Raw genomic sequence first — 23,280 nt, 5'->3', positions numbered from 1 at the left:
GGGGCAGGTCTATGCTTTTTAGCTCATAATGATTAGTTTTACGAACATTAGCGGTGCCGAGGAAATCGGATCCAACTGCTATCTGCTGGACATTGAAGGAACCAAAGTGGTGCTGGACTCCGGTATGCACCCTAAAAAGGAAGGACTGGCGGCTATCCCTGAATTCGGATTGATTGACGAAGGTTCTCTGGAAGCAATTTTCATTTCACATTCCCATCTCGACCATTTGGGCACACTTCCCGTTTTGCAGGATAAACAGCCGGGAGCGGAAGTATTTATGACGCCAGCGGCGGCAGCCGTTTCAGAGGTCATGCTGCATAACTCCGTCAATGTCATGAGTTCCAAGCGACTGGAGTTCGGCATCGTCGAATACCCCCTCTTTACGCATCAGGAATTGGACCGTTTGTCGGAAAGCTGGCAGACCAAGGCTTGTAATGAAGCCTTCCGCGTCGGATTCAACAAGGACGTTCTGGCTACATTCCATGATGCCGGTCACATCCTCGGATCAGCCGGCGTCTATCTGGAAAGCGCAACTGGCCATTCGATCTTCTATACAGGCGATGTCCAATTTGAAAACCAAAGTTTGATTCCCGGAGCGGACTTCCCTGAAGACGGAGTCGATACCCTGATCATGGAATGCACGCGCGGACTCCAAAAACGCCCGGAGGGCTACACGAGGGAAGGGGAACTGAAAAGGTTTGCTGCCAGGATTTCCGATACGTTGGCCCGTGGAGGCATTGTTCTGATTCCTGTATTTGCTCTCGGTAAAAGCCAGGAAATGCTCTATAATCTCCACCGCTTCAAGAAGGAAGGGTGGATTCCGGCTAAAACGCCGGTTTATTATGGAGGACTGAGTGCCAAGGTGACGCGACTGTATGATTTGTTCGACTCCAAAACCCGCCGGATGGATGCCGGGTTCCTGATCAAGGATGAAGTAGTCATTACCCCGTTGCCTAAAAAGGCTCGCGGACCAATGCGTTGTGAACCTGGTAACATCTACCTCGTTTCCAGCGGAATGATGACGGAAAAGACTCTCTCCAACACATTGTCCGACCAGATTCTTCCCAACCCGAAAAACTCGATTCTCTTTGTCGGCTATTGCGACCCGGATTCTCCGGCCGGTTTACTAAAGACAATTCCTCACGGAGAAACGGTCAAACTCCGTCCGAATGCCCATCCCGTACCCGTCAATTGTGAAATCGACAGTTTCGACTTTTCCGGTCACACCGACCGGGAACTTTTGATCGGCTATGCCAAAAAGTTGAATCCCTCCCAGATCGTTCTTGTCCATGGAGATCCAGAAGCTCTCGAATGGATGCGTACGAGGCTGACTCTGGAACTCCCGCAGACAAAGATCATTGTCCCGAAAGCCGGGCAGGTCTATCTGTTGAACTAATATATCCCCCCATACCATGAGCTTCTCAGGTGTCAGAAACGGCAAATTAATTGTTTTTGAAGGTATTGACGGTACCGGAAAATCAACTCACATCGGAGCGTTGAAAACCTTTCTTGAAGCTAGAGGAATAGAAGTCGTACAAAGTTACGAACCGACACGCGGGATATGGGGAGCCAAACTGCGGGATTCCGCTGTCACGGGACGACTCTCGCTGGATGAAGAGATTGACCTCTTCATCAAAGACAGACAGGATCATGTCCACACCCTTATTGCTCCGGCTTTGGAACGTGGCGCCTGGGTCTTGCTTGACCGCTATTACCTTTCCATGATGGCTTACCAGGGAGCCAGAGGCATGGATGTGGAGACAATCCGCACGTTAAATGAAGAATTTGCTCCGATTCCCGATGCCGTCATCTGGCTTGATATCCCCGTGGAGACCGCTCTGTCGCGCATTGGGAATCGTGGTGAACGGGATGCCTTCGAAGCCGAAGAAGCTCTCCTCTCGTGCCGGAACATCTTTGCCGGTATTAACGAGCCGTGGATGCTGCGCGTAGATGCGAATGCCGAACGCGATGTCGTCGCGGCAAGAGTTGTCGGAGCCCTGCAACAGTACGGTATTCTTGATTAACCGTCTTCAACGCGGAGAAACAGGAACCGTAACGAATTTGGTGAAATAGCATTGAAAAATTCTTGTATATAAGGGGCATTCGCATTATTCTAAAGCCTTAACCTGCACTGCCTCTCTTGTACCGTGAATTCTTTTCAGCTGTTGAAAATTACGCAACTATCCGATGCGGAACAACCCTTGCCGGCTTTCCGGGAATTGTTTACTTCGCTGGAAACGGATTTGGCCCCGGAAACTTTGGAAGATTTGAAGGAAGCCGTCCTGATCCGGGAAGAGGCATCATCAACATATCTGGATCAAGGACTGGCAGTCCCTCATGGACGCATTGATTCTCTGGACCAGGTCGTCATTGCCGTCGGTCTGAACGAAAACGGAATCCAATGGCCCGATGCCGGACGCAAAGCCCACCTAATCATCATGCTAGGTGTTCCGGATTCTATGATTACCGGCTATTTAGTGATGATGCAGAAAATCCTCCGCTGGCACAAACAGAGCAAATTGATTGATGCCTCCGGCAATATTACGGATCCCGGATTGCTGGAAAAAGAACTCAGAGACGTTCTCGGATAAACATCCTAACAGAAAACCATTAATCATGAATGACCGGCTACATGGCGAGGGAGGAAAGCTCAAGTCTCTGTCATGGCTCAGATTCGGTCTGAAACTCCGGGAAATCCTCCATATCGGAGACAAGCAGGTCATTCTTATATGGGCATTCTGCGTTGGAGTCATCGGAGCCTTGACTGCTCTTGTTTTCGAACACGCTGTCGGTATCGTTCAAGATACCTTGACAGGGCAGCACGGCAAGACTCAAATTCAGGCATTTTCGTCCATCCCGGACTGGCTTCGTATCCTCGTCCCGACAATAGGCGGTCTCCTGGCCGGCCTGACCTTGTTGTTTACTCACCGTTTTGTTCCTGCCAAAGCCACGGAATACATGGAAGCCGTAGCTCTGGGAGATGGTTATGTTCCGGCCAAACCCAGTTTGCTAAGAAGTCTTTCCGCAGTATTTACCATAGGCTCCGGAGCATCTATCGGTAAGGAAGGTCCGTTGATCCAGACGGCGGCCGTAGCTGCATCCGTCATTGGAAGACGGTTTCATCTATCTGCACCGCGATTGAGGCTCATTGTAGCCTGTGCAGCCGCGTCGGGCATGTCGGCTGCATTTCACACACCTCTGGCAGGGGGGCTTTTTGTCGGAGAAATCGTTCTGGGAACGCTGACTCTCGACATGCTGGCGCCTCTTCTGATTGCCAGTTGCGCCGGATATTTGACGCTCAGCTACTTTACGGATCCCACCCCGATCTATCAAGTCATGGGTAACATTTCTTTGGGAAACGATGGAGCTCGGATAGCAATCAGCTGCCTCATCCTGGGTATCGTCGCCTCTCTATGTGCCAATGGGTGGCTCTGGCTCCTTAAAACATCCCGACGTTTTTTAAACGGTTCCCGCTACTGGCTACCCGTCCGCCTCGCTCTCGCCGGGACATTGGTAGGGCTGGTCGCCATCTGGTTTCCGGAAATTGTCGGTAACGGAGCCAACATGATCAGAGGATTGGTCAATCTGCAATTTACGTCGGAACATGCCCTCTACTTGTTGCTGTTGAAAGTAGGAGTAGTTGCCATTGTATTCGGGGTCGGCACCGTAGGGGGGGCTTTGACCCCCAGTCTGACCATTGGCGCCATCGTCGGTTTCCTCTTCAGCACCTGCATGGTTCAGCTGGGATTCCCCGGAGATTATGCCATTGCATACTCATTGGTCGGCATGGCGGCTTTCTTTACAACAGCAGCCAATGCTCCCATTACCTCTCTTTTACTTGTCATTGAGTTTACATTGGCAGGGCAGCTCATGTTCCCGTTGCTCATAGGAGTTGTCGTCTCCTACAGTGTTGCCCGCCTCCTGAAAGTGGAATCCATGTATCATGATTCCTTGGCGGCGGGACCGAGAAGTATCTTTAATAAATCTCTACAAGACGTTTATGTCAAGGATATTGCAAGGAAATTACCACCAACTGTTCTACCGAATGATAATTTTGGAACCGTTGCAACCATTCTCTTGAAAAATCCGGCACAAACCATTTTTGTTGCATCGGAAAAAGGGAAGTATATGGGAGCTATCGTAACATCCGATATCCAAGAGTTTGCCAGAAACAAGGAATTAGCCGAAGCTATCCTGGCTGTAGACGTCTCAAGGAACAATCTACCAACGCTTAAACCCAACATGAAACTGCCGGAGGCTCTTGAAATATTCTCTAAAAAAGATCAAACAGAGTCACTGGCTGTCGTTGATCCGGAAACGAAGAAGATGTCCGGTGTTGCCAACAAGGCCGATTTGTTCATGGTCTTGACTGAAATCATGCGGAGAGAAAAACTCCAAAGTTAAATCGGATATTGTTGCCAGGCCAGAGTCTGCGTATCTCATCCATCAAAAAAATAACAGAGCGAGGAAGAGTTGATAAACGGCGGGAATTTCAAATCACGACAAACGGAGTACGCGATCCTCAAATTTTCAATTCTCAAATGATTTATTGAAAAGGAGCGTGAGTGTAGAATTGCACGAACCGAACCTGAAACACCTCCGAAAGGGAAATTTTGATTCCCAATACAGAAATGAGCATTTCGAGCAAGAATTTCTCCTATTTTGTACTTCGCATAATATATGTAATGCAAAATACATAGTGCATTACTGATTGATGATCAATAGGGCTCAAGCGGGAAATATGATGCTTCAAGTAATGGAATAAGTCAAAACCATACCATGAAAGCGGAGCCTACCTCCGGTATCTAAACACCATTCTTTTTGGATACACTCGTTTCTCGGAAAAATCTTCTTCATTCCTACTTTAGAGTGTTAATTCTTCTAACTGCCATTGAGGCATGGTATATTTCGAATCAATAGCATCATCAGACTAATCCTCTCAAGGATTAGGTATGCGATGCAGTTATCATGTCCACACCTTTCCTTTCCCTTTCATCCCCTTCTCTGCTTTGCTTTGCCAAGGATGCGAAGAGAAAAAACAAAGAAGGCTATTAAAGATATAAAAATAAGAAACAGATAAAATTTCAAAAAAGTAATTTTATCTGTTGACAATAAGTAAGTTATATTATATTAATCAATGTGGAGGCTTATTGTTTCAGAGGAATAATCTTTCCCTTGGACCAAAGCTTGTCGACTTCATAGAACTCACGTGTTTCCTGTCCCATGATGTGCACCATAACGTCAATGTAATCCATCACCGTCCACAATGAGGCCGCTTTTTTTTCCATATAAACGGGTTCAGCATGGCATTTTTCCGAGATGTCGGCATCGATGTTCCTCATGATGGAACGCAGGTGCGGAATGGACAAACCCGTACATACGACGGCAAAATCCGTCAGTGATGAAATATCACGAAGATCGTACAGACATACGTTTTCCGCTTTATTATCAATAGCGGCCTGGGCGATTGCTTTGGCCAGTTTCAGCGATTCAGATGTAGACATAGATGAGGGGAAAAGAACTCGTAGGTAGAATAAATGATTATTTCAAAAAGGATTGATCTTTACGGAACGGATCCAAATCGTCTTCCGGAGCATCGGAAGAAGAGCTACTACCGTCGTTTTGCGGCGTATCGTCTCCCTGCTCTTTCCGAGCTTGTTCTCCGTCACCACCGTGCGAAGAATTGGAGGAATCGTCCTGTTGTTGTTCGCTATTGTCATTCTGCTCTTCTGAAGGCAAAGGAGGAGGGCCGACACTTTCAGGAGGATTGGTCATAAATCCCTTCTCCAGCAGATCCTGCACTTGTTCACCGGTCAGTGTTTCATATTCGAGCAAAGCTTCTGAGATAGCCTCCAGCTTGGCGCGGTTGTCTTCAAGAATAGCCAGGCAGCGGGTATAAGCGTTTTCGACCAGTGTCCGAATTTCTTCATCAATGGTCTGAGCCGTTTGTTCGGAGTAATTGCGAGATCGTGTCCCGAGATCACGGGCAAGGAAAACTTCTCCGGTCTGTTCACCGTATTCAACGAAGCCGAGTTTTTCGCTCATACCGTATTCGCAAACCATGCGTCGCGCCATATTAGTGGCCATACGGATATCTCCGACTGCTCCACTGGTCACGTCGCCGAAAACGATTTGTTCCGCACAGCGTCCCCCCATGGCAACAACCAGGGTGTCAAGCATTTCACTGCGTCGCATATGGTACCTGTCTTCCTTGGGAAGCCACATCGTAGCTCCTAATGCCTGACCGCGGGGAATAATCGTTACCTTGTGCAAAGGCTCGCTGTTATCCGTTTTAAGAAGGCAGATGGCATGACCGGCTTCATGAACGGCCGTAATGCGCTTGTCCTTGTCGCTCATTGTGAGACTGCGGCGCTCCTTGCCCCAGCGGACCTTGTCGCGAGCTTCTTCCAACTCAATGTTGCGGACTTCCTTCAATCCCTTGCGGGCGGCAAGGAGAGCTGCCTCATTAATTAGATTGGCCAGTTCGGCACCGGAGAAACCGGCCGTTCCACGGGCAATCGGAGCCATATCCGCATCTTTGGCCAGCTTGACCTTCTTGGCATGCACCAGGAGAATCTGTTCCCGGCCTTTAACATCCGGAAGGTTGACGACAACTTCGCGGTCGAATCGTCCCGGTCGGAGTAAAGCCGGATCCAATACGTCGGCCCTGTTCGTCGCGGCAATGACGATCACGTTTTCATTGGCATCGAAACCGTCCATTTCCACTAGAAGGGCATTGAGAGTCTGCTCGCGTTCGTCATGACTGCCCCCTACCCCGTAGCCGCGATGGCGGCCGACGGCATCAATTTCGTCAATAAAGATCAAACATGGGGCCGATTTTTTGGCCTGCTCAAACATATCGCGCACGCGACTAGCGCCTACACCGACAAACATTTCCACAAAGTCGGAACCGCTGATGGAATAAAACGGCACATCCGCTTCACCGGCAATAGCCTTGGCCAGCAGGGTTTTCCCTGTACCGGGAGAACCCACCAGCAACACTCCCTTGGGAATACTTCCGCCAATTTCACGGAACTTGGCGGGATTTTTCAAAAATTCGACCAGTTCCCATACTTCTTCCTTGGCTTCGTTGACACCGGCAACATCTTTGAATGTAATCTTGTTTTTCTCCGGCGAAATCAGTTTGGCCCGGCTCTTGCCGAAATTCATGGCTCCCTTAGCCCCGCCTGTTTGAGCGCGGAACATAAAGAACATCAATCCAATAAGGAGAAGGATCGGCAGGAAGTAGAAAATAAACGTTCTCCAGCCACTGCTTTCCGTACGGTATTCTGCCGTATCTCCCAAGAGATCTTTAATCCGACTGCCGTCAAAATGAACGCTGAAAGGCACTTCGACTCGTTCTATAATGGCTTTCTCTCCACCGACCTCGGGCCACTTGCGGGTGACGATACGACCGGACAGAGTAGCAATAGATCCGTCGTAATACATCTTGGGGGACTTATCCCCTTCCCGTCCGGTGATGCGACCTTCGGCAACGAGACGACTGAATGCGTCCGTAGAAATGCTTTTGCCGGTAAGAGCGGACTCGGGGGAGGCCAGGCCGGAAGGCTGGATAATACCGGCTTCGTCGAGGCGCTTCTTGAAATTGTCATCGACAAGCCCGGAGTTGAAAGTCATGACAAAAGGCTCATAGGAAAGCTCGGGAGAAACATCGCTTTTGTACCGGGAAGCCATAATGACAGCATCCGGGGAAGCATCCGAGAGAAGTACTGTAATCGGATACTTTTTCGGATGATTGAGGATAATCCGACCATCCTTATAATCCTCTTCAAACTGGGCAATGGATTCCTTTTGCTTGCCGAAGCCAAAGGAATCCGGAGACGTAAAGGCCAGTAGAAGAATCGTGACAACGATGACCAGCATGACCCACATCCCCCAATTGGGTGTATCTCCTTTCGGTTTTCCTGGGTTACGGTCGGGGTTGTTCGGGTTGAAGTCGCGGTTGGGAGGCATGTTGTCAGCCATGTTGTGTAGATGGAAAAATACAGCCGGACAAATATTTCGTTGCCCGGATTTTTGACGTGATTTGCGGAAATGATACAGGCCGATTGAGTTTTTCAAATAACTTTCCGAGACATACCTGCCGTTTCATAAAATCAACGGAAAACCTTTTGAAGTCCTCTACGGAGCAAGGATCTTACTGAGCTACCCGGACTGGTTTGGAAATAGGATTAACGGTTTTGTCGGGAGGGGGCACGGCACCTGAAGGCTGGTTTCCCGTCTCGGGACGTACAATCTGAAGAGGCAAAGCTTTTCCTCCCTGAACGGACGGAAACATCTGGGCAATAAACTGGTCCACAGGAAACCGCAGCACGGCGTCCCGTGACGATGGATCGCTCAGGAATTTGGTCAATTCCGGATGATTCATCAAACCGGCCATGTCCTGCCGTTCTACCATGGCTCGGATACCCGCATCCCGGCATAGAGTCCACAGGCGTCTGGGCCGCGGGATATAGGGAGCTATTTGCCCGTATTTGCCGGCAGCCGGATCATGTTCAAAGGTAGATAGGTAGGCAATGATTTTTGCCAGGGAAACGCGGCCCGGGTCTTTCATCGGATCCAGTTTCATGAGCCATTGTGTGGACTCATGACTGCAGATTTGTTTTTTCCAATCGTACACCCATGCCGTTGCAACGGCTTCGTTCTTTCCGCTGCTTTGCGCCAGGGCGGCTTGGTGCGCCTGTTTGATATCTGCGACATCACCGTAATAAAACACGGCCAGTACGCCGGCCCAGCAAAGGACGAAAACCATTAGAATCGTTGTCAATATTCCCTTGAACCCACCGAATCCCATTTTGCTGCCCAGCGAAAATACGTTGCTGAACCAAAACATTCCGTGGGTAAATACGGAAAACACAAATACGGCCGAGAGCCACGAAAAAGTTGTAACCATCCACTCCCGGGGATCGGACGTGATAAAGGAGAGGTATGTATAGCCATGCCGGCTGATCCAGTAGTAGGCAAGGAAGGCTCCCAATACGCCTACGCCAAACAGGATCATTTTGATGATACCTTTCAGTATGGCCAGGACAAGAAACCCTGCCAGAACCGTTCCGGCTATAATATAGATGGTGGTGGATGTATCCACAGGAATATGAGAATGAAAAATCAGCCACGCTGGCAACACTGGCGCAGGTAATGATCGCAAATTGTCAGCCAGGCCATGGCCTCTACAATCGGCACGGCACGGGGAAGCACGCAGGCATCATGCCTGCCCTTTCCCTTCAGCGTCGTATCCCTGCCATCGTCCGTGACGGTTTCTTGACTCACCATCAGCGTAGCGGTCGGTTTGAAGGCAATATTCATCAGGATCGTTTCCCCATTGGAAATACCGCCCTGAATACCTCCCGAATGATTGGTTCGCGTCCGGACACGACCATCGTCCATGAAAAACAGATCATTGTGTTCCAGACCAGTCATATCGGGAGCATGAAATCCGGAACCTACTTCAAAGCCCTTGACTGCGGGAATACTCATCATCGCATGGGCCAAGGTGGCATCCAGTTTGTCGAATACGGGGTCGCCGAGCCCGGGAGGACAGCCGCGAACAATGCATGAGATCGTCCCTCCCAGAGAATTCCCTTCGCTTCTGGCTGTCTTGATAGCATTGATCATGGTTTCAGCAACCTTGGGATCTCCAGTCCGGACAATATTGGTTTCCACCAGTTCACGGGAAACGGAGGAGGCGTCAACATGGGCTTGTACATTGTGAATCCTGTCCACCCAGGCAATTACGTCCATCTCCGGAAAAACTGTCTTCAACACAGCTCTGGCAACGGCTCCGGCAGCCACTCGTCCAATGGTTTCACGGGCGGAAGCCCGGCCACCTCCGGCCCAGGCGCGGATGCCGTATTTGGCATCGTAGGTATAATCGGCATGCGAGGGTCTATAAGTCCGTGCCATTTCATCGTAGGCGGATGACCGGTGGTCTTTGTTGCGGACATTCAGGGCAATCGGAGTTCCCAGAGTTTGTCCGTCCAGAACGCCGGAGAGTATCTCGACGGAATCTTCCTCATCGCGGGGGGTTACTATTTCGCTTTGCCCGGGGCGGCGGCGGTCCAGTTCCTTCTGGATATCATCCCTGTCCAAAGGAATCAGGGAGGGACATCCATCAATCACGACGCCTACGCCCGGACCGTGGGATTCACCCCACGTTGTAATGCGGAAACATTGCCCAAAACTGCTCGACATGCCGGGATTGTTGCAGACAAGCCCCCAATGGTCAAGATTGCGCCATAAATTATCTGCTCATGATAGCCTGGCTTGCGATTGATCTTGATCAAGTCCTATCCTTGATTTACAAGCGTAACGTTATCCCCGTCCTTGAGTCTGGGGGAATTCCCAATAGTCTGATGCTATGTACGAGCAGCTTTATGTTTTGAAAAATGGTAAAAAACTGGGTCCTTTTTCTCGAGCGACCATCCAAACGGATTGGGCCATAGGTCTTTATGACGGTACGGAAATCGTTCTTGCCCAGGATGGAGAATACACTCTCAAACCTTTTTTGGATCAGGGTACCACTAAAACGGAGGAGGAAAAGAAAATCGAAAACATGGTCGCAGAACTTCCGAAACCGGATATTCCCCCTCCCACGATGCCTTCCACCCTCCCGCCTCCTACTATTCCCCCTCCCGGTACTCATTCTTCGACGCCGAAACCTTTGTTAACGCAATCCTCCCGGTCTCAAACTATGCGAGACAACGGAGTCATACCGGACAACGATGACGATGATGATAACGAAGAAGCTTCCCCCGAATACATCCGTGCCCAGAAAATGCTCTATGCCTGTGCCTTGGATTTAATCCCCATGGTTGGTTCCATTCCGGCCTGGTTTCTGTGGAAACGCTACAAGGTACTGGCCGCCGGCTACCAACCGGAGGATTCTACCCCGGATGGACAACTGATTCTGGACGGAAAGAAAATTGCTTTTTACGGTTTGGTTTATTCCGTTCTATCGACCTTTTTCTTCATCGCCAGCTGGGGAGCATGGCCCGTCATGTTCAAACTGCCCTTGATTATCGGGTTGAGCGTTGTTGCCCATGGCTGGGTGCTAACGAAGATATGCGGAGTTCTTCTGGATCAGGAATACCGCTTGGTCTGCGGAATTCTCATGTCCTTACGGATCATCTCCGCCTTGGTTATCTTGAACGCCATAGATTGGATCGGCCTCCATATATTCGGGATTCTGGCTGTTCCATTTATCACAACCGTGACCAGCTTGGTTTTCCTTGCTCTCAGCTGTTTTATTATCATGGCATCGTCCGACATTTTCCGCATCCAAAATATCAGTGGAGGCAAGCAGATCATTACCGGATTGCTGGCTGGTTTTTCCCTGGGGTTGATATTCAAACTCTTCCTGGCGATTATCTGATTCAGCTTTCCCCGGTGCATTCGCTACCGAAAATTCTCTCTTCATGAAAAAATCCCCGATGCCATATCCGGCACCGGGGATTTTTTCATGAAGGAAAACAAATGAGGAGTAGAACTTAGTTCTTGGGATCGCGATGCCAGACAAGGACTCCCTTGCCGAGAGCATAGGCATAGGCAACAGCCAAAACGCCCAGAAAAACAGTCATGGAAATGAATGCGTCGGCATTGTGGATAACCAGATCACGGAAATTGATGCTCCACGGATAGAGGAATACGACTTCAATGTCGAATACCAGAAACAGCATCGCCACAATGTAGTACTTCACGGAGAACATCGGAGCCCCGCTTCCGATCGGGATCATACCGCATTCATAGGGGACATCGGCCGGAGTACGGTGCTGGGCCCGCTTCCCGGCAAGAACGCTTGCAACAAGGATAAAACCCGTAAACCCGAAGGCAGCCACCACCTGGATTAGAATTGAAAAAAACTCCTGATTCATGGTTCGTCTGCCCGTTTCTACTACATCCACCCGGGAGAGGAAAGGACTTTTTCCCTGAATCGAACAACTTTTGTTGAAGCCGAACGATTGTTCCGATCCCGAAATTCTTGCTTTTACCCGGACTTTCGCTAAAGTATGCGCAAGTTTTCGTGCGCCTGTGGCGAAATTGGTAGACGCGCCAGATTTAGGCTCTGGTGCCGCAAGGCATGCAGGTTCGATTCCTGTCGGGCGCACCATCTAATTTCAACAAGCAATTCACTCCATGGGACTTTACCAAGACCAAACTAATTCCCTCTCCGAAATCAAACGTCTTGCAGCCCTTGTGCTGGATCCCCCGCGTCGCTCGGAAATTGGTCCTGACCAATGGCCGCTTGCCATGATTGCCTATGGTCTTGTTACTTGTAATGAGACAAACCGCCTGCAGGAAGGAATTGAAATTTACACTCTCTTTGAGACCAACTGTTCGGACGAAGCCCGTTCCCGATGCGCCATGCAGCTATCCCAGTTTGTCCGCCAGAGGCAGGGTAACGGCTGGAGGGCCCTGCTCCCATTTGCAGTAGCCGATGCCAATCCGTCCATTCGCCGTCAGGCGGCCTTCCTCGCCCTGACGCTGGCGCCATCCTCCGAAGCGGATCGCTTCCCCGGAGCGGCAGAACTCGTTCGTCTTATCTGTAGTCCTCCCGTGGAAGAAAGAAGCCCCATTGCCATGCTGGATACGATCATGAGCCTGGCCGACTTGCGTTTCATGCCTTACCTGCAGCGGATTTCCTCTTCCCTGCCCGACAACCGCCTGGCCCGGTTACTGAAAGAATCCACAGCCACGCCCAATGCCTTGAGCTGCAGCTGGCTTCTTGACGTGCTGGAAACCCGCGCCGACCTGGCGGATGCCGTAACGGCATGCCTCACGGGCATGCCTTCCCGCACCGGCGAAGTCCTGGACGTAATTATCCCGATTCCTTCGTGGCTTTTCAAAGGAGAAGCCGTCCAGAACCTTCACGGGTGGACTATCCCGGAATATTACGCCCGCATGGCAAGCCGCTTGCAGGATAGGGTCTCTCCGGAACAATTGGCCTCTATCCAATCATCCTGGAGTTGATCTATGGAACAGACGGCATCCCCCTTCCGTATCCGCGTTTCCGTCCGCAGGCAATGGTTGCGCCTCGAACAGGTTGAGGACGGATCTCTCGTCCGCCTTTATCCCGTTTCAACCGCTCGCAATGGTACGGGAAGCCTTCCCGGTTCCAACAAGACGCCTACCGGACGCTTTCGCATTGCAAAAAAAATCGGAGAAGGTTGTCCCCCGGGAACCGTCTTTCGGGGACGGGTTCCTTGCGGCATTTGGCCGGATGATGTTCAAGAAGGAGATGATGATGTCATCATGTCCCGGATCATGCGCCTGGAAGGACTTGATCCGGATAACGCAAATACTTGGGATAGATACATTTACATACATGGAACCAACAGAGAGGATCTTTTGGGAACCCCGGCCTCGCATGGCTGCATCCGGTTGGCTCCCGACCATATGATCGATCTTTTCGATCTCGTTCCCGAGGGGACGAACATGACCATTTTCTGACGTTTCTGAATGGTTCTTTCCGGTCCTCTCTTCCGGGAAAAATGAAATTCAGTTGCAACTTTTTTTTGCATCCAGTGTTTAAGGATTATGAAAGCCATTGACGTGGAATACCTTTCCATTCCTCTAGCTTTTCAACCCATATTAATCCCCTCCTAATTCACTGCATACAATTATGAAGAAGAACATATTGCTTGCCATGGCATTCGCCATCGCCGCTCCCTGCGCTTTCGCCCAGGATGAAGCTCCCGCTACACCGCCACCCGGTGATGCACCTCGCCACCATGAAGGCCGTCAGGGTAAACGTCCCCAGCGTCCCGGTATGAATCCGGAACAGATGGGCATGTTCATCATCGGTGAACAGCTCGTCCTTGAACAGTACGACACCGACAAGGACGGCAAACTCTCCGACGAAGAAAAGGCCGCAGTTAAAGCCGAAATCGACAAACGCATGAAAGCCCGCCGCGATGAAATGATGAAAAAGTACGACAAGGACGGCGACGGCAAACTCTCCCGTGAAGAACGTCAGAGTATGCGCGACGACTGGGCCAAGGCTCATCCCGAAGCGGTCAAAAAAATGGAAGAACGTCGTGCCGAAATGATGAAAAAGTACGATAAGGACGGCGACGGCAAGCTTTCCGATGAAGAAAAGAAGGCTCGTGCCGAAGATTGGAAGAACAGCCGTGACCAACGCCCAGGTATGGGAGAAGGACGTCGCGGAACTCGTGGCGGTGAAGGTCGCCCGGGTTCTCCCAATGGGCCCCGTCGCGGTGGAGCAATGGATCCCGTCATGATGCTCGGTCACGACCTGATCATGGAAAAGTACGACACCGACAAGGACGGCATCCTCTCCGATTCCGAAAAGGAAGCGTTGAAAGCAGACGTCAAAAAGGCCATCCAGGCCAAACGTGCCGAACGCAAGGCTAAAGGAGATCAAGGTGAGCGCGGCAAACGCGGTGGCCGCCGTGGACACCATCCGCATCCCGGCAACGATGCTCCTCCCGTTCCCGGAGATGACGCTCCTGGCAGTGACGAATAAGCGTTTCTGACTCGTTTTAATGAACTAAAACGGCTGTTTCCAATTCAAGGAAACAGCCGTTTTTTAGAACAAGCAACTGGGGGAAAGCAGTCTCTTAGTAATGATCAACCAAAAATCCGCCTCAACTTACCTTTCAGGGTCAAGCGTTGAGCGGAAGAAACCCTCTCCACAAACAGAACTCCGTTCAGGTGGTCGCACTCATGCTGGAAACAACGGGCCAAAAGACCGTTGCAATCGATTGTCACCGTTTTGCCGTCCAACAGGGTCACCGTAGCTCGGACGTTCTTGGGACGGATGACGGAAGCTCTGACTTTACGGACGCTCAGGCAGCCTTCCTGACAGGGTTCCATTTCTCCATAAGGCTCCAACGTGGGATTGATGAAGGAAAGCGGCATGATATCTTCCAGCTTTTTATCCTCTCCGTCCACCTTCAGCAGAGTGACGGAGTCTTCGTCTGAAGGAATGTCGATGCATATAAGCTGGATAGGGACATTGACCTGGGGTGCGGCCAGGCCGACGCCATCTGCTGCGTACATGGTTTCGAGCATATTGCTGACCAGATCCTTCAGATCATCATCAATATGTTCTACAGGACGGCATTTTTGTCTCAATGTCGGATGGCCGTATTGTACAATTTCGAGAAGCATGGGAGGTATAAAAGGGGAAAACAATGCGTAATAGGGACAAATGCTTTAGTTGCCCTGTTGGATTTCGATTCTGGCAGGAACTTCTTTGGCGTCAACCCCAACAGCCGTCAGCGTATCCCATATGCGGACAATCGTGCCAAATGAAGCGCCCTTGTCCACATCCAGCTGGAGTTTTTTATCGGGATTGGCTTCGCAATAGGTTTTCAGAGCTCCCGCCAGTTTCTCCAGCGGTACTTCCTGCCCGTCCAGAGTAATCACGGAACCGGCGGAAACAGCCAAGACGCCGCGTCGTTCCGCCGATTGTTCGCCTTCGATGTATTCCACTCCGGGGACATCGATTTTCAACAGGTGCTGCGGTTTTTTCCATTGCGTATGGACAATGAAGAAGATGAGCAAAATCGTGAGAATGTCAATCATCGGCACAATAGGCACCGAAGCTGAGACGGCTCTTTTCCGATAGAATTGCATAGTGATCCGGCAAGATGGCGATTATTGGACAAAACGACGGGCAACCAATTCGGAGATCACCACTTCCATGGACGAGGAAACGCGTTCCATCTGACGGGCAAAACATACGTTGGCAATCACAGCCGGGGTGGCGATTGCCAAACCGGCAATGGTCGTATTCAAGGCATTGGCAATGCCGCGGGCAATGTTTCCGCTGTTGTCGTCCATTCCGAAAACGCTGAAGACGATCACGAGACCGGATGCCGTGCCGAGAATCCCGAACATGGGAGCAATCATGATGATCATATCCAGCAGAGGAAGCCCGGATTGCAAGCGCACAAACTCTTCGCGCGCCTTCACCTCGACCATCTTGGAAAGGGATTCGGCATCCGTCGTTTCACTCTCCAGCACAAAACGGATCAGCCGGGCCAGAGGCGAACGTCCCCCCTGTACCGACCGGAGGAGTCGGTCTGTGGATTCCCCACCAGCTATGCACTTTTCCGCCATAGCCATCAATGCCGGAGGCGCAATCCGCGAGGAACGGATGTTGATCATCCTGTGAACGACTGCCGCTACCAGAATGATGGAACACAAGGCCAGTGGATACATGAACCAGCCGCCCTCGTTGAAGAATCGCGCAATATCTTGAATCGTATTCATAAATAAGTGTTTGTCGTGGGTAAAATTAAAAGAAGAAATCAAAGTACAGTTCCATCTTGCCGCCAATCAGTTTGTCTCGCACATCAGGTGGCATCGGAGGAATGGGAGCTTCCTGGATAGCAACAAAGGTAAAGGATTTTTGAGCGACGCTGGCGCCTTCCCTCGCCAGTTCCCGAATGGATACGATCTTTCCCTGGTCATCCAGCCAAATGCGGATATGAACTGTTCCCGTCACAATCATATCGCGATTCCGGTCGCACTGGGCATACCAGGAAATTGCTATGGCACGGTACACCATGGCCATGTAACGCCCCGTAGGCGTCGCATCGACATCCATGGAAGCCCGGTGGCCGAAACTAAAGCGCCCGCTTGTTTTTGTTTTACGTTCAAATGTCCGGAATCCGGGTTGGGAATCCGGGGCAAAAGCCGGATCGTAATACACGCGTTTCTGTGCTTTGGAACTGCCTGTTTCAACCTGTTCTACCGGAAGAGGAATTGCCGCCGCCGCTCCGGATGCACCGCTGGGGGATATTGCCGGCATCGGGGCCGCCCCTCCTCCTGCATTTTTCGATGCTTCCGGCTTGGGCATGGGCATCATGCGTTCGTTGTGCATGACGCTTGCCATAGGTTCCATGGCTTTGCCGATCAGTTCTGCCAGGGACTCCTTGCGATCAAATTTCGACTCGTTGCGGTTGTTGCTGTCAGTACGGCTGTCCTGGCGACGGGGAACATCCTTAAGTGCCCCCTTTTGTGTTCCTTCCCCGGCAGTCTCGCCATCGGTTGTATTCTCCCGGGCTGCCAGCTCGCGGGAATTGCGACGGGATTGGGGATTCATCTCGGAGACATCTTCCGGGGTTTTGATATCCTGTGGAGTATTATTGCGGGTATCGACTCTGTTGCTGTCAGCCTGGGACTGATCGGACGGACGATCCTTCAGAGCGGGATCCGCTTTGGATAAATCGGCCGTCTGGGTTGGAGGAACAGGGAAAATAGGCTGCTGCAAGGAAGGTATCGCCTGGACTTGTTGCTGGTTTTGGGCAATGGGTTGTTCCTGCCGGGAAGGTTCACGGCGGGGTATTATACGTTGTACCGCCACACGGGGATTCCGCGAGGGGTTGCCTTTCTTCTCATGTTCAAGGTCTCCATCCTGGCGATCCTGATCAAACAGGATCAGATCTCCTTCAAACCGGGGTTCAATACCGTCCTGAGCCGGCATCTCGCGTATGTCGTCAGGAGCCTTGGGACCTCCCGAGGCTTTTGTGCGTCGTTCGCCGACAAATGAAGATTTCTTCAATTCCTCCTGAGTTTCCTGTTCTGCGGAGGTCTTGACAAAACGCCGCCGCCGTTTCTTTTCCTCCTCTTCGGCAGCCTCTTGTTGGGTACGATCCTTCAAGGGAACCTTCTTCACCATGGAAGGAGACACGGCCACCTTCATGGAACGGGATTGCCCCCCCTTCCTCTGATCCATGGTCATCTCTGGCAGAGGTACGACACTCAACAAACCGATGCCTCCTAAATGGAGCAACAGGGATATCAGGACGCAAAGCTTCCATGAAGCTTCAAACAAATGGTCTTGATTCCTGCCTGACACGTTCTTTAGTTTCCATAAATCATCTACCTGTTCAATGCCCAATACGGTTCACCTGCGAATTAAATGAGGCACACAGCCGGATGAATCTCAAAGTCCATTCATGCCGCTTAGAGAATCGTAAAAAGGAGAATACAAAAGATTGTTGGGAATCAGATAAATATAACCCGCCTGCAGGTCGCATACGAGATTGAACCTCTTGAGCAGATTATTGCCCATTACTCCGTCCATTTCCGCAATGCTTTGTATACCGCTTTTGACGGTGGAAAAGGCTCCCGGGATGAGGGGCAGATTGAGCTCTCCGAGTCGGATGCCATCGAAAATCACGTTTTCGAGCCTTCCGCTATTCGAATCGGAACTGGAAATGACCGAAATGGCAAACGGTTTCTGAGTGCCCAGCAAACCGTGCTGGTTCACAAAGGGAGAATTGAGATCCAGAACCCTGTCAGACCCCGTATCTACCGATAGTCTGAGTTTGTATTCCCGTCCATTCACCGTGACGTCGACAGGAACGACAGGAATACCCATAACATATTCCACCTTCAATCGAATGGCATTACGGGGAGGAATATAAGAACCGTTGGAATAAAAATAAATCTTCCGGTCCGTGTAATTGACTTCCGTTACCTGCCGGCGGATAAACCACAATCCCAACACCCCATCCCACTGATCCCTGGCATAGGGAATGGCGATGAAAGGCACCTTTGTAAACGCCATCATGCCGACCTTGAAACTGTTGCTGCTGCCGGACCGGATCTCATTAGAACCGGTAGCTCCATAATTGACAACGGATGAATCAAAATCCATGTTCACGTCCTTATCCAAAATATTGGAATTGATCACCATATCCGTGGCACCCGTATCGAACAGGAAACGCAATTCCCGGCTTCCGTTCACCTGGCATTTCACGTAAATGCGACTAGCCGGTCCCAACTCAAACGGAATCTCGGCAGAAGGCTTGTTCCCGGCTATGACACCTGAATGGCAAAGTAGGAATAAGACGGTAATTTTTAGGAAGTTCATCATAGAAGTGCTAGATATTATCTACCTTGATTCTCGAAATAAAGCATATAGAATGGAGTTTTTCGTTTATTCCATCATGTTGCTTGATTTACTATTGGATTTCGTCACCTTTCTGCCTCTTTCCCCGTTCGCTCAGTACGAGAATGAGAACCTCTATTGGCGTCTGACTGGCATTCTCCTTCTGCCGGCCTTTGTGGGGATCTGGCTCTTGGCCTCTTGTTGCAACCTCATTTGCGTCTTAAGCGGGGTGTGGCTCTTCATTCACCTGGTTTTGAGAAAAATGAAGATCCACGAACGAGAAAATCTAGGCTAACAACAAATATCCGTTCCCGGCGACTATGCGGTACGCCGGGAACGGATGAAAAAAACGCTTGCCCCTCTGGAAAGAATAAAAGGAATCTCCGAGGAAACTCCCTTTCTCCGCGTTTAGTCTTGAGAAGCGCGCAACGCGCGGACTTCCATGGAATGTCCGTGGGCGTCAAGACCTTCCACACGAGCGAATTCGGCCACGAAAGGAGCGGACTTAACGGCAGATTCCGGCGTCATACGGACAATGCTCGTGCGTCGCTGGAACTGATCGGCCCGCAACCCGGAAAACGACTTCCCTGCCCCTCCCGTCGGGAGAGTGTGACTGGGCCCTGCCAGAAAGTCTCCGCAGGCAACTGTGGAATAGGCTCCGGCATAAATTGCGCCTGCCGTACGGATGGAATCGAGTATTTCCTCTTCGTCCTTCACGACGAGTACCAAGTGCTCTGGAGCGAAATCATTCACGAGAGCAGCTCCTTCCTTCATGTCGCCGACAAGGAAGCCGTATGCATGGTCGTCCAGCACTGTCCGGATAATCGCACCGCGGCTCAGGAGGGCAGCCTGGCGTTCTACTTCCGCATTGACGGATTCCAGAAGTTGTTCGGAATCCGTGACAAATACGACGACGCTATCCGGGCCGTGTTCCGCCTGGGCCAGTAAATCCGCAGCCAGAAATTCGGGATCGGCCGAGTCATCCGCCAGCACCATGACTTCGCTGGGGCCGGGAAGCAAATCGATGGCCACCGCCCCTACGAGCTGGCGCTTGGCTTCCACCACAAACTTGTTGCCGGGACCAAAAATCTTCTCCACAGGAGCCACTGTTTCCGTGCCGAGAGCCAGGGCTGCGATGGCCTGTGCCCCTCCGATCTTGATGATTTCCGTGGCTCCGGAAGCCTTTAAGGCATACAGGAGTGACGGATTTACCTTACCGTCCGGTCCGCATGGAGTTGCTGCAACAATTTCCGGCACCCCGACGGCTTTGGCGAATCCTCCGGTCATCATTGAAGTAGAAACGAGAGGAGCCTTGCCTCCGGGTACGTAAATGCCGACGCGTCCAAACGGAACAAAACGTTCACCGACTTCCACCCCCTGATTATTGTATCCCTTCCAGTCCTTGCGGCAGCTCTGGGATGCGAAATAGGCAATATTGGAAAGAGCCATCGCGATAGCTTCTTTGACAGAAAGGGGCACGGCAGCTTCCGCCTCAGCGAGTTCTTCCTCCGTCACATGGATTGCTGCCGGAGTAAGATGCACCTTGTCAAAACGCAAGGAATAATCAACCAGCGCGGCATCGCCGCGGCTGGCTACTTCCGAAATAATGCCGGCTACGGCTTCGCGGACTCCCTGTTCGGGAATAGCCCGCCTGTTCATGGCCTTCTTCATTCGGTCGAATTCTCGATCGCTGGGACGGTATATTTTCATAGGAAAAACGGAACACATATGTGATTTACAGGAAAACACCCCCGGAACCTATCCTGGATAATCCGAAATCACTGCTTCCCACCTCTTCCCATGTACATTCTTCCGAGTCAAGCAGGAAGAACAAAGCTGACATGCAGAGGGGGTCTCCTCCGTGGACGACGACGAATATATGCCGTTTTGGTAAAAAATTGAAAATAAAATTCATTGTTCCTTGACCAGGGGTGCCCAAGGTCATAAAATTTTTCCGCAATTATCGGCCTATTGGCCTACTCGTCATGAATATTCACGAATACCAAGCAAAACTACTCTTTGAGAGATTTGGAGTAGCTACCCCACAAGGCATTGCCGTTACCACTCCGGAACAGGCGGTTGAAGTCGCCAGGAAAATGGCACAGAACCAGTTCGCAGTCAAAGCTCAGGTGCATGCCGGAGGTCGTGGCAAAGGAACATTCAAAAACGGCTTCAAGGGCGGCGTTCATGTCGTCAAGTCTGCTGAAGAAGTAGGCGAAGTTGCCGGAAAAATGCTCAATCAGGTTCTGGTCACCAAGCAAACCGGTGAAGTCGGCAAGCTCGTGCAGACCGTCATGGTTGCCGAAGCTGTCGATCTTAAGAAGGAATGCTACTTCGCTATCCTTCAGGACCGTGCCCGCAAGTGCCCCGTGATCGTAGCCAGCCAGCAAGGCGGCATGGACATCGAAGAAGTCGCCAAGAATTCTCCCGAAGCCATTCTGAAAGTTTACATTGATCCTGCTCTGGGAATCCTCCCCTTCCAGGCTCTGGACGTTGCCTGTTCCCTTGGATTTACCGGCGCTTTGATTCGCCAGGCCACCAAGCTGATCACCAACACCTACAAGCTTTTCGCCTCCCTGGATTGCTCAATGGTGGAAATCAACCCTCTCGTCGTCACCACTGACGACCGCATCGTCGCCCTCGACGCCAAATTCAACTTTGACGACAACGCTCTCTTCCGTCATCCGGAAATTGTTGAAATGCGCGATACTTCCGAAGAAGATCCTCGCGAAGTCGAAGCCGACAAGTACAACCTCAACTACATCGGCCTCGACGGCAACATCGGCTGCATGGTCAACGGAGCCGGACTTGCCATGGCTACGATGGACATTATCAAATATTACGGCGGTTCCCCCGCCAACTTCCTCGATGTAGGAGGCAGTGCCACGGAAGAAATGGTTACGAACGCTTTCCGCATCCTGACCAGCGATTCTCACGTCAAGGCTATTCTCGTCAACATCTTCGGTGGCATCATGCGTTGCGATGTCATTGCACAGGGCATCGTTGCTGCTGCAAGAACAATCGACATGAAGATTCCCCTTATTGTCCGACTGGAAGGAACCAATGTCGAGATCGGTAAGAAGATCCTTGCTGAAAGCGGCATCTCCATCATCTCCGCCGACGACCTCGACACCGCCGCTCAAAAAGCAGTTGAAGCCGCCAAGTAAACAACCTTATCCCATTTTATACGACAATGACTACTCTCATTGACAAGAACACCCGTCTGGTCGTCCAGGGTATTACCGGCAGCGCCGGCGCTTTCCACGCCAAAAACTGCATGGACTTCGGCACCAATCTCGTCGCCGGCGTTACCCCTGGCAAAGGAGGACAAATCTTCGAAGGTAAAGTCCCCGTTTTCGACACCGTCAAAGAGGCCAAAGCCAAGACGGACTGCAACGCTACGATGATTTTCGTTCCCCCGCCCTTTGCTGCCGACGCCATCATGGAAGCTGCCGACGCCGGCATCAAGCTGATCGTCTGCATTACGGAAGGCATTCCGGTCCAGGATATGCAAAAGGTCAAGCAATTCATCGAAGGCAAGGACATCACCCTCATCGGTCCTAACTGCCCCGGTATTGTCAATCCGGCCGACAAGTGCAAGATCGGCATCATGCCGGCCTACATTTTCAAGCCCGGCCGCATCGGCATCGTTTCCCGCTCCGGCACGCTCACCTATGAAGCTGTCTGGCAAGTGACCAATCTCGGCATGGGCCAAAGCATGTGCATTGGTATCGGCGGAGACCCCGTCCACGGCATGACTCACCTTGATGCTGCCAAGTTCTTCACGGAAGATCCCAACACCGATGCTTTCATTATGATCGGTGAAATCGGAGGCTCCGAAGAAGAAGAAGCGGCTGAATGGATCAAGGCCAATTGCAAAAAACCCGTCGCCGGATTCATTGCAGGAGCTACCGCTCCCAAGGGACGCCGCATGGGACATGCCGGTGCCATCGTCGCCGGAGGCAAGGGTACGGCTGCCGCCAAGCAGGAAGCCATGAAAGATGCCGGTATTGTTATCGCCAATACCCCAGCCCAAATGGGTCTCGCACTCCTTGAAGCCATGAAGGCCAAAGGTCTGTAAAATTCCCTCTCTAACTTCGAATTTTTCAAGGAGCTGTTTCGCTTGTGCGGACAGCTCCTTTTTTTCATCGATAATCTTTTCGTATTCTGAGTCGATAATTCAATTTTTCCCCTATTCCTTATAGAAAGAGCCCGCCTTCCCCACGCGGGAAAGACGGACTCCTGTTTTCTTGTCTTCCGACTTCCAATCAGAAGTTGTACCGGTAACCCAGCGAGCCGCTCGCCCAGGTCGCTCCGCTGCGGAGTTCCGTGTTCGCCTCCGCAAAGATTGTGCCGTTCACTCCTACGGGAACGCTCAGCCCCGCTCCGAACTG

General features: G+C 51.3%; 21 protein-coding genes and 1 tRNA gene. 11 read left to right on the top strand and 11 right to left on the bottom strand.

Annotated elements, in window-relative coordinates:
• The first annotated feature begins 28 nt into the window (after positions 1 to 28).
• From QET40_RS05925 to QET40_RS05910, 4 genes are all read left to right on the top strand, one after another.
• Entirely contained in the window at positions 29 to 1,396 is a 1,368-nt protein-coding gene (locus QET40_RS05925; protein WP_280126252.1) for an MBL fold metallo-hydrolase, read from the top strand.
• A 16-nt stretch (positions 1,397 to 1,412) separates the two neighbouring features.
• Positions 1,413 to 2,024 (top strand): dTMP kinase, encoded by a 612-nt coding sequence (gene tmk / locus QET40_RS05920; RefSeq protein ID WP_280126251.1) that lies wholly within the window; start codon positions 1,413 to 1,415, stop codon positions 2,022 to 2,024.
• 123 nt (positions 2,025 to 2,147) lie between these two features.
• The gene (locus QET40_RS05915; RefSeq protein ID WP_280126250.1) at positions 2,148 to 2,591 is read left to right on the top strand and encodes a PTS sugar transporter subunit IIA; all 444 of its coding nucleotides are present in this window, start codon (positions 2,148 to 2,150) and stop codon (positions 2,589 to 2,591) included.
• A 25-nt stretch (positions 2,592 to 2,616) separates the two neighbouring features.
• A complete protein-coding gene (locus QET40_RS05910; protein ID WP_280126249.1) occupies positions 2,617 to 4,404 on the top strand; it encodes a chloride channel protein in 1,788 nt (595 codons plus the stop codon).
• Between the two features lie 743 nt (positions 4,405 to 5,147).
• Here QET40_RS05910 and rsfS read toward each other — a convergent pair.
• The 4 genes from rsfS to aroC form a co-directional block, all read right to left on the bottom strand.
• Positions 5,148 to 5,504, bottom strand: coding sequence for a ribosome silencing factor (gene rsfS, locus QET40_RS05905; protein ID WP_280126248.1), 357 nt, complete (start codon positions 5,502 to 5,504; stop codon positions 5,148 to 5,150).
• Between the two features lie 37 nt (positions 5,505 to 5,541).
• A complete protein-coding gene (ftsH, locus tag QET40_RS05900) occupies positions 5,542 to 7,986 on the bottom strand; it encodes an ATP-dependent zinc metalloprotease FtsH (RefSeq protein ID WP_280126247.1) in 2,445 nt (814 codons plus the stop codon).
• Positions 7,987 to 8,158: 172 nt separating this feature from the next.
• Entirely contained in the window at positions 8,159 to 9,109 is a 951-nt protein-coding gene (locus QET40_RS05895) for a hypothetical protein (RefSeq protein ID WP_280126246.1), read from the bottom strand.
• Between the two features lie 20 nt (positions 9,110 to 9,129).
• Complete coding sequence (aroC, locus tag QET40_RS05890; protein WP_280126245.1) at positions 9,130 to 10,212, bottom strand: chorismate synthase; 1,083 nt, start codon at positions 10,210 to 10,212, stop codon at positions 9,130 to 9,132.
• A gap of 166 nt (positions 10,213 to 10,378) precedes the next feature.
• On the opposite strand from aroC, the gene QET40_RS05885 reads away from it, so the two are divergent.
• A complete protein-coding gene (locus tag QET40_RS05885; protein WP_280126244.1) occupies positions 10,379 to 11,392 on the top strand; it encodes a hypothetical protein in 1,014 nt (337 codons plus the stop codon).
• A 115-nt stretch (positions 11,393 to 11,507) separates the two neighbouring features.
• Here QET40_RS05885 and QET40_RS05880 read toward each other — a convergent pair whose 3' ends face one another.
• Positions 11,508 to 11,891, bottom strand: a complete 384-nt coding sequence (locus QET40_RS05880; protein WP_280126243.1) for an NADH-quinone oxidoreductase subunit A — start codon at positions 11,889 to 11,891, stop codon at positions 11,508 to 11,510.
• A 151-nt stretch (positions 11,892 to 12,042) separates the two neighbouring features.
• Here QET40_RS05880 and QET40_RS05875 point away from each other — a divergent pair.
• The 4 genes from QET40_RS05875 (at position 12,043) to QET40_RS05860 (ending at position 14,503) form a co-directional block, all read left to right on the top strand.
• Positions 12,043 to 12,127: transfer RNA gene (locus QET40_RS05875), tRNA-Leu, on the top strand.
• Between the two features lie 26 nt (positions 12,128 to 12,153).
• The gene (locus QET40_RS05870) at positions 12,154 to 12,987 is read left to right on the top strand and encodes a hypothetical protein (RefSeq protein WP_280126242.1); all 834 of its coding nucleotides are present in this window, start codon (positions 12,154 to 12,156) and stop codon (positions 12,985 to 12,987) included.
• 3 nt (positions 12,988 to 12,990) lie between these two features.
• Positions 12,991 to 13,467, top strand: coding sequence for a L,D-transpeptidase (locus QET40_RS05865; protein WP_280126241.1), 477 nt, complete (start codon positions 12,991 to 12,993; stop codon positions 13,465 to 13,467).
• A gap of 172 nt (positions 13,468 to 13,639) precedes the next feature.
• Positions 13,640 to 14,503 (top strand): EF-hand domain-containing protein, encoded by an 864-nt coding sequence (locus tag QET40_RS05860; RefSeq protein WP_280126240.1) that lies wholly within the window; start codon positions 13,640 to 13,642, stop codon positions 14,501 to 14,503.
• 104 nt (positions 14,504 to 14,607) lie between these two features.
• Here QET40_RS05860 and def read toward each other — a convergent pair whose 3' ends face one another.
• The 6 genes from def to hisD all read right to left on the bottom strand — a co-directional run bounded on the left by def (position 14,608) and on the right by hisD (position 20,596).
• On the bottom strand, positions 14,608 to 15,150 hold the full coding sequence (gene def, locus QET40_RS05855; RefSeq protein WP_280126239.1) for a peptide deformylase: 543 nt from the start codon (positions 15,148 to 15,150) through the stop codon (positions 14,608 to 14,610).
• Positions 15,151 to 15,195: 45 nt separating this feature from the next.
• Positions 15,196 to 15,618 carry a biopolymer transporter ExbD gene (locus QET40_RS05850; protein ID WP_280126238.1) on the bottom strand — a complete coding sequence of 141 codons (423 nt, stop codon included), beginning with the start codon at positions 15,616 to 15,618 and terminating at the stop codon, positions 15,196 to 15,198.
• A 21-nt stretch (positions 15,619 to 15,639) separates the two neighbouring features.
• Positions 15,640 to 16,257, bottom strand: a complete 618-nt coding sequence (locus QET40_RS05845; protein ID WP_280126237.1) for a MotA/TolQ/ExbB proton channel family protein — start codon at positions 16,255 to 16,257, stop codon at positions 15,640 to 15,642.
• 25 nt (positions 16,258 to 16,282) lie between these two features.
• Positions 16,283 to 17,848, bottom strand: coding sequence for a hypothetical protein (locus QET40_RS05840; RefSeq protein WP_280126236.1), 1,566 nt, complete (start codon positions 17,846 to 17,848; stop codon positions 16,283 to 16,285).
• A gap of 87 nt (positions 17,849 to 17,935) precedes the next feature.
• Entirely contained in the window at positions 17,936 to 18,871 is a 936-nt protein-coding gene (locus QET40_RS05835) for an aspartyl protease family protein (protein WP_280126235.1), read from the bottom strand.
• A 423-nt stretch (positions 18,872 to 19,294) separates the two neighbouring features.
• Positions 19,295 to 20,596, bottom strand: a complete 1,302-nt coding sequence (hisD, locus tag QET40_RS05830; protein WP_280126234.1) for a histidinol dehydrogenase — start codon at positions 20,594 to 20,596, stop codon at positions 19,295 to 19,297.
• A gap of 275 nt (positions 20,597 to 20,871) precedes the next feature.
• Between hisD and sucC the strand changes: the two genes are divergently transcribed.
• Together sucC and sucD are read left to right on the top strand one after the other, a co-directional pair.
• Complete coding sequence (gene sucC, locus QET40_RS05825; RefSeq protein WP_280126233.1) at positions 20,872 to 22,053, top strand: ADP-forming succinate--CoA ligase subunit beta; 1,182 nt, start codon at positions 20,872 to 20,874, stop codon at positions 22,051 to 22,053.
• Positions 22,054 to 22,079: 26 nt separating this feature from the next.
• Positions 22,080 to 22,967, top strand: a complete 888-nt coding sequence (sucD, locus tag QET40_RS05820) for a succinate--CoA ligase subunit alpha (protein WP_280126232.1) — start codon at positions 22,080 to 22,082, stop codon at positions 22,965 to 22,967.
• Positions 22,968 to 23,280: the final 313 nt, after the last annotated feature.

It is taken from the genome of Akkermansia sp. N21169, assembly GCF_029854675.1.
Classification (GTDB): Bacteria; Verrucomicrobiota; Verrucomicrobiia; order Verrucomicrobiales; family Akkermansiaceae; genus Akkermansia.
The sequence above is the reverse complement of the archived record's forward strand: the minus strand, read 5'-3'. Positions and strand labels throughout refer to the sequence as shown.

Excerpts from the sequence above, each read along its gene's own strand:
- QET40_RS05865 (WP_280126241.1), top strand. The coding sequence starts at position 12,991 with ATGGAACAGACGGCATCCCCCTTCCGTATCCGCGTTTCCGTCCGCAGG.
- QET40_RS05885 (WP_280126244.1), top strand. The coding sequence starts at position 10,379 with ATGTACGAGCAGCTTTATGTTTTGAAAAATGGTAAAAAACTGGGTCCT.
- tmk (WP_280126251.1), top strand. The coding sequence starts at position 1,413 with ATGAGCTTCTCAGGTGTCAGAAACGGCAAATTAATTGTTTTTGAAGGT.
- QET40_RS05910 (WP_280126249.1), top strand. The coding sequence starts at position 2,617 with ATGAATGACCGGCTACATGGCGAGGGAGGAAAGCTCAAGTCTCTGTCA.
- def (WP_280126239.1), bottom strand. The coding sequence starts at position 15,150 with ATGCTTCTCGAAATTGTACAATACGGCCATCCGACATTGAGACAAAAA.
- sucC (WP_280126233.1), top strand. The coding sequence starts at position 20,872 with ATGAATATTCACGAATACCAAGCAAAACTACTCTTTGAGAGATTTGGA.
- ftsH (WP_280126247.1), bottom strand. The coding sequence starts at position 7,986 with ATGGCTGACAACATGCCTCCCAACCGCGACTTCAACCCGAACAACCCC.
- aroC (WP_280126245.1), bottom strand. The coding sequence starts at position 10,212 with ATGTCGAGCAGTTTTGGGCAATGTTTCCGCATTACAACGTGGGGTGAA.
- QET40_RS05845 (WP_280126237.1), bottom strand. The coding sequence starts at position 16,257 with ATGAATACGATTCAAGATATTGCGCGATTCTTCAACGAGGGCGGCTGG.
- sucD (WP_280126232.1), top strand. The coding sequence starts at position 22,080 with ATGACTACTCTCATTGACAAGAACACCCGTCTGGTCGTCCAGGGTATT.
- QET40_RS05835 (WP_280126235.1), bottom strand. The coding sequence starts at position 18,871 with ATGATGAACTTCCTAAAAATTACCGTCTTATTCCTACTTTGCCATTCA.
- QET40_RS05880 (WP_280126243.1), bottom strand. The coding sequence starts at position 11,891 with ATGAATCAGGAGTTTTTTTCAATTCTAATCCAGGTGGTGGCTGCCTTC.
- QET40_RS05860 (WP_280126240.1), top strand. The coding sequence starts at position 13,640 with ATGAAGAAGAACATATTGCTTGCCATGGCATTCGCCATCGCCGCTCCC.
- QET40_RS05850 (WP_280126238.1), bottom strand. The coding sequence starts at position 15,618 with ATGCAATTCTATCGGAAAAGAGCCGTCTCAGCTTCGGTGCCTATTGTG.
- hisD (WP_280126234.1), bottom strand. The coding sequence starts at position 20,596 with ATGAAAATATACCGTCCCAGCGATCGAGAATTCGACCGAATGAAGAAG.
- QET40_RS05870 (WP_280126242.1), top strand. The coding sequence starts at position 12,154 with ATGGGACTTTACCAAGACCAAACTAATTCCCTCTCCGAAATCAAACGT.
- QET40_RS05925 (WP_280126252.1), top strand. The coding sequence starts at position 29 with ATGATTAGTTTTACGAACATTAGCGGTGCCGAGGAAATCGGATCCAAC.
- rsfS (WP_280126248.1), bottom strand. The coding sequence starts at position 5,504 with ATGTCTACATCTGAATCGCTGAAACTGGCCAAAGCAATCGCCCAGGCC.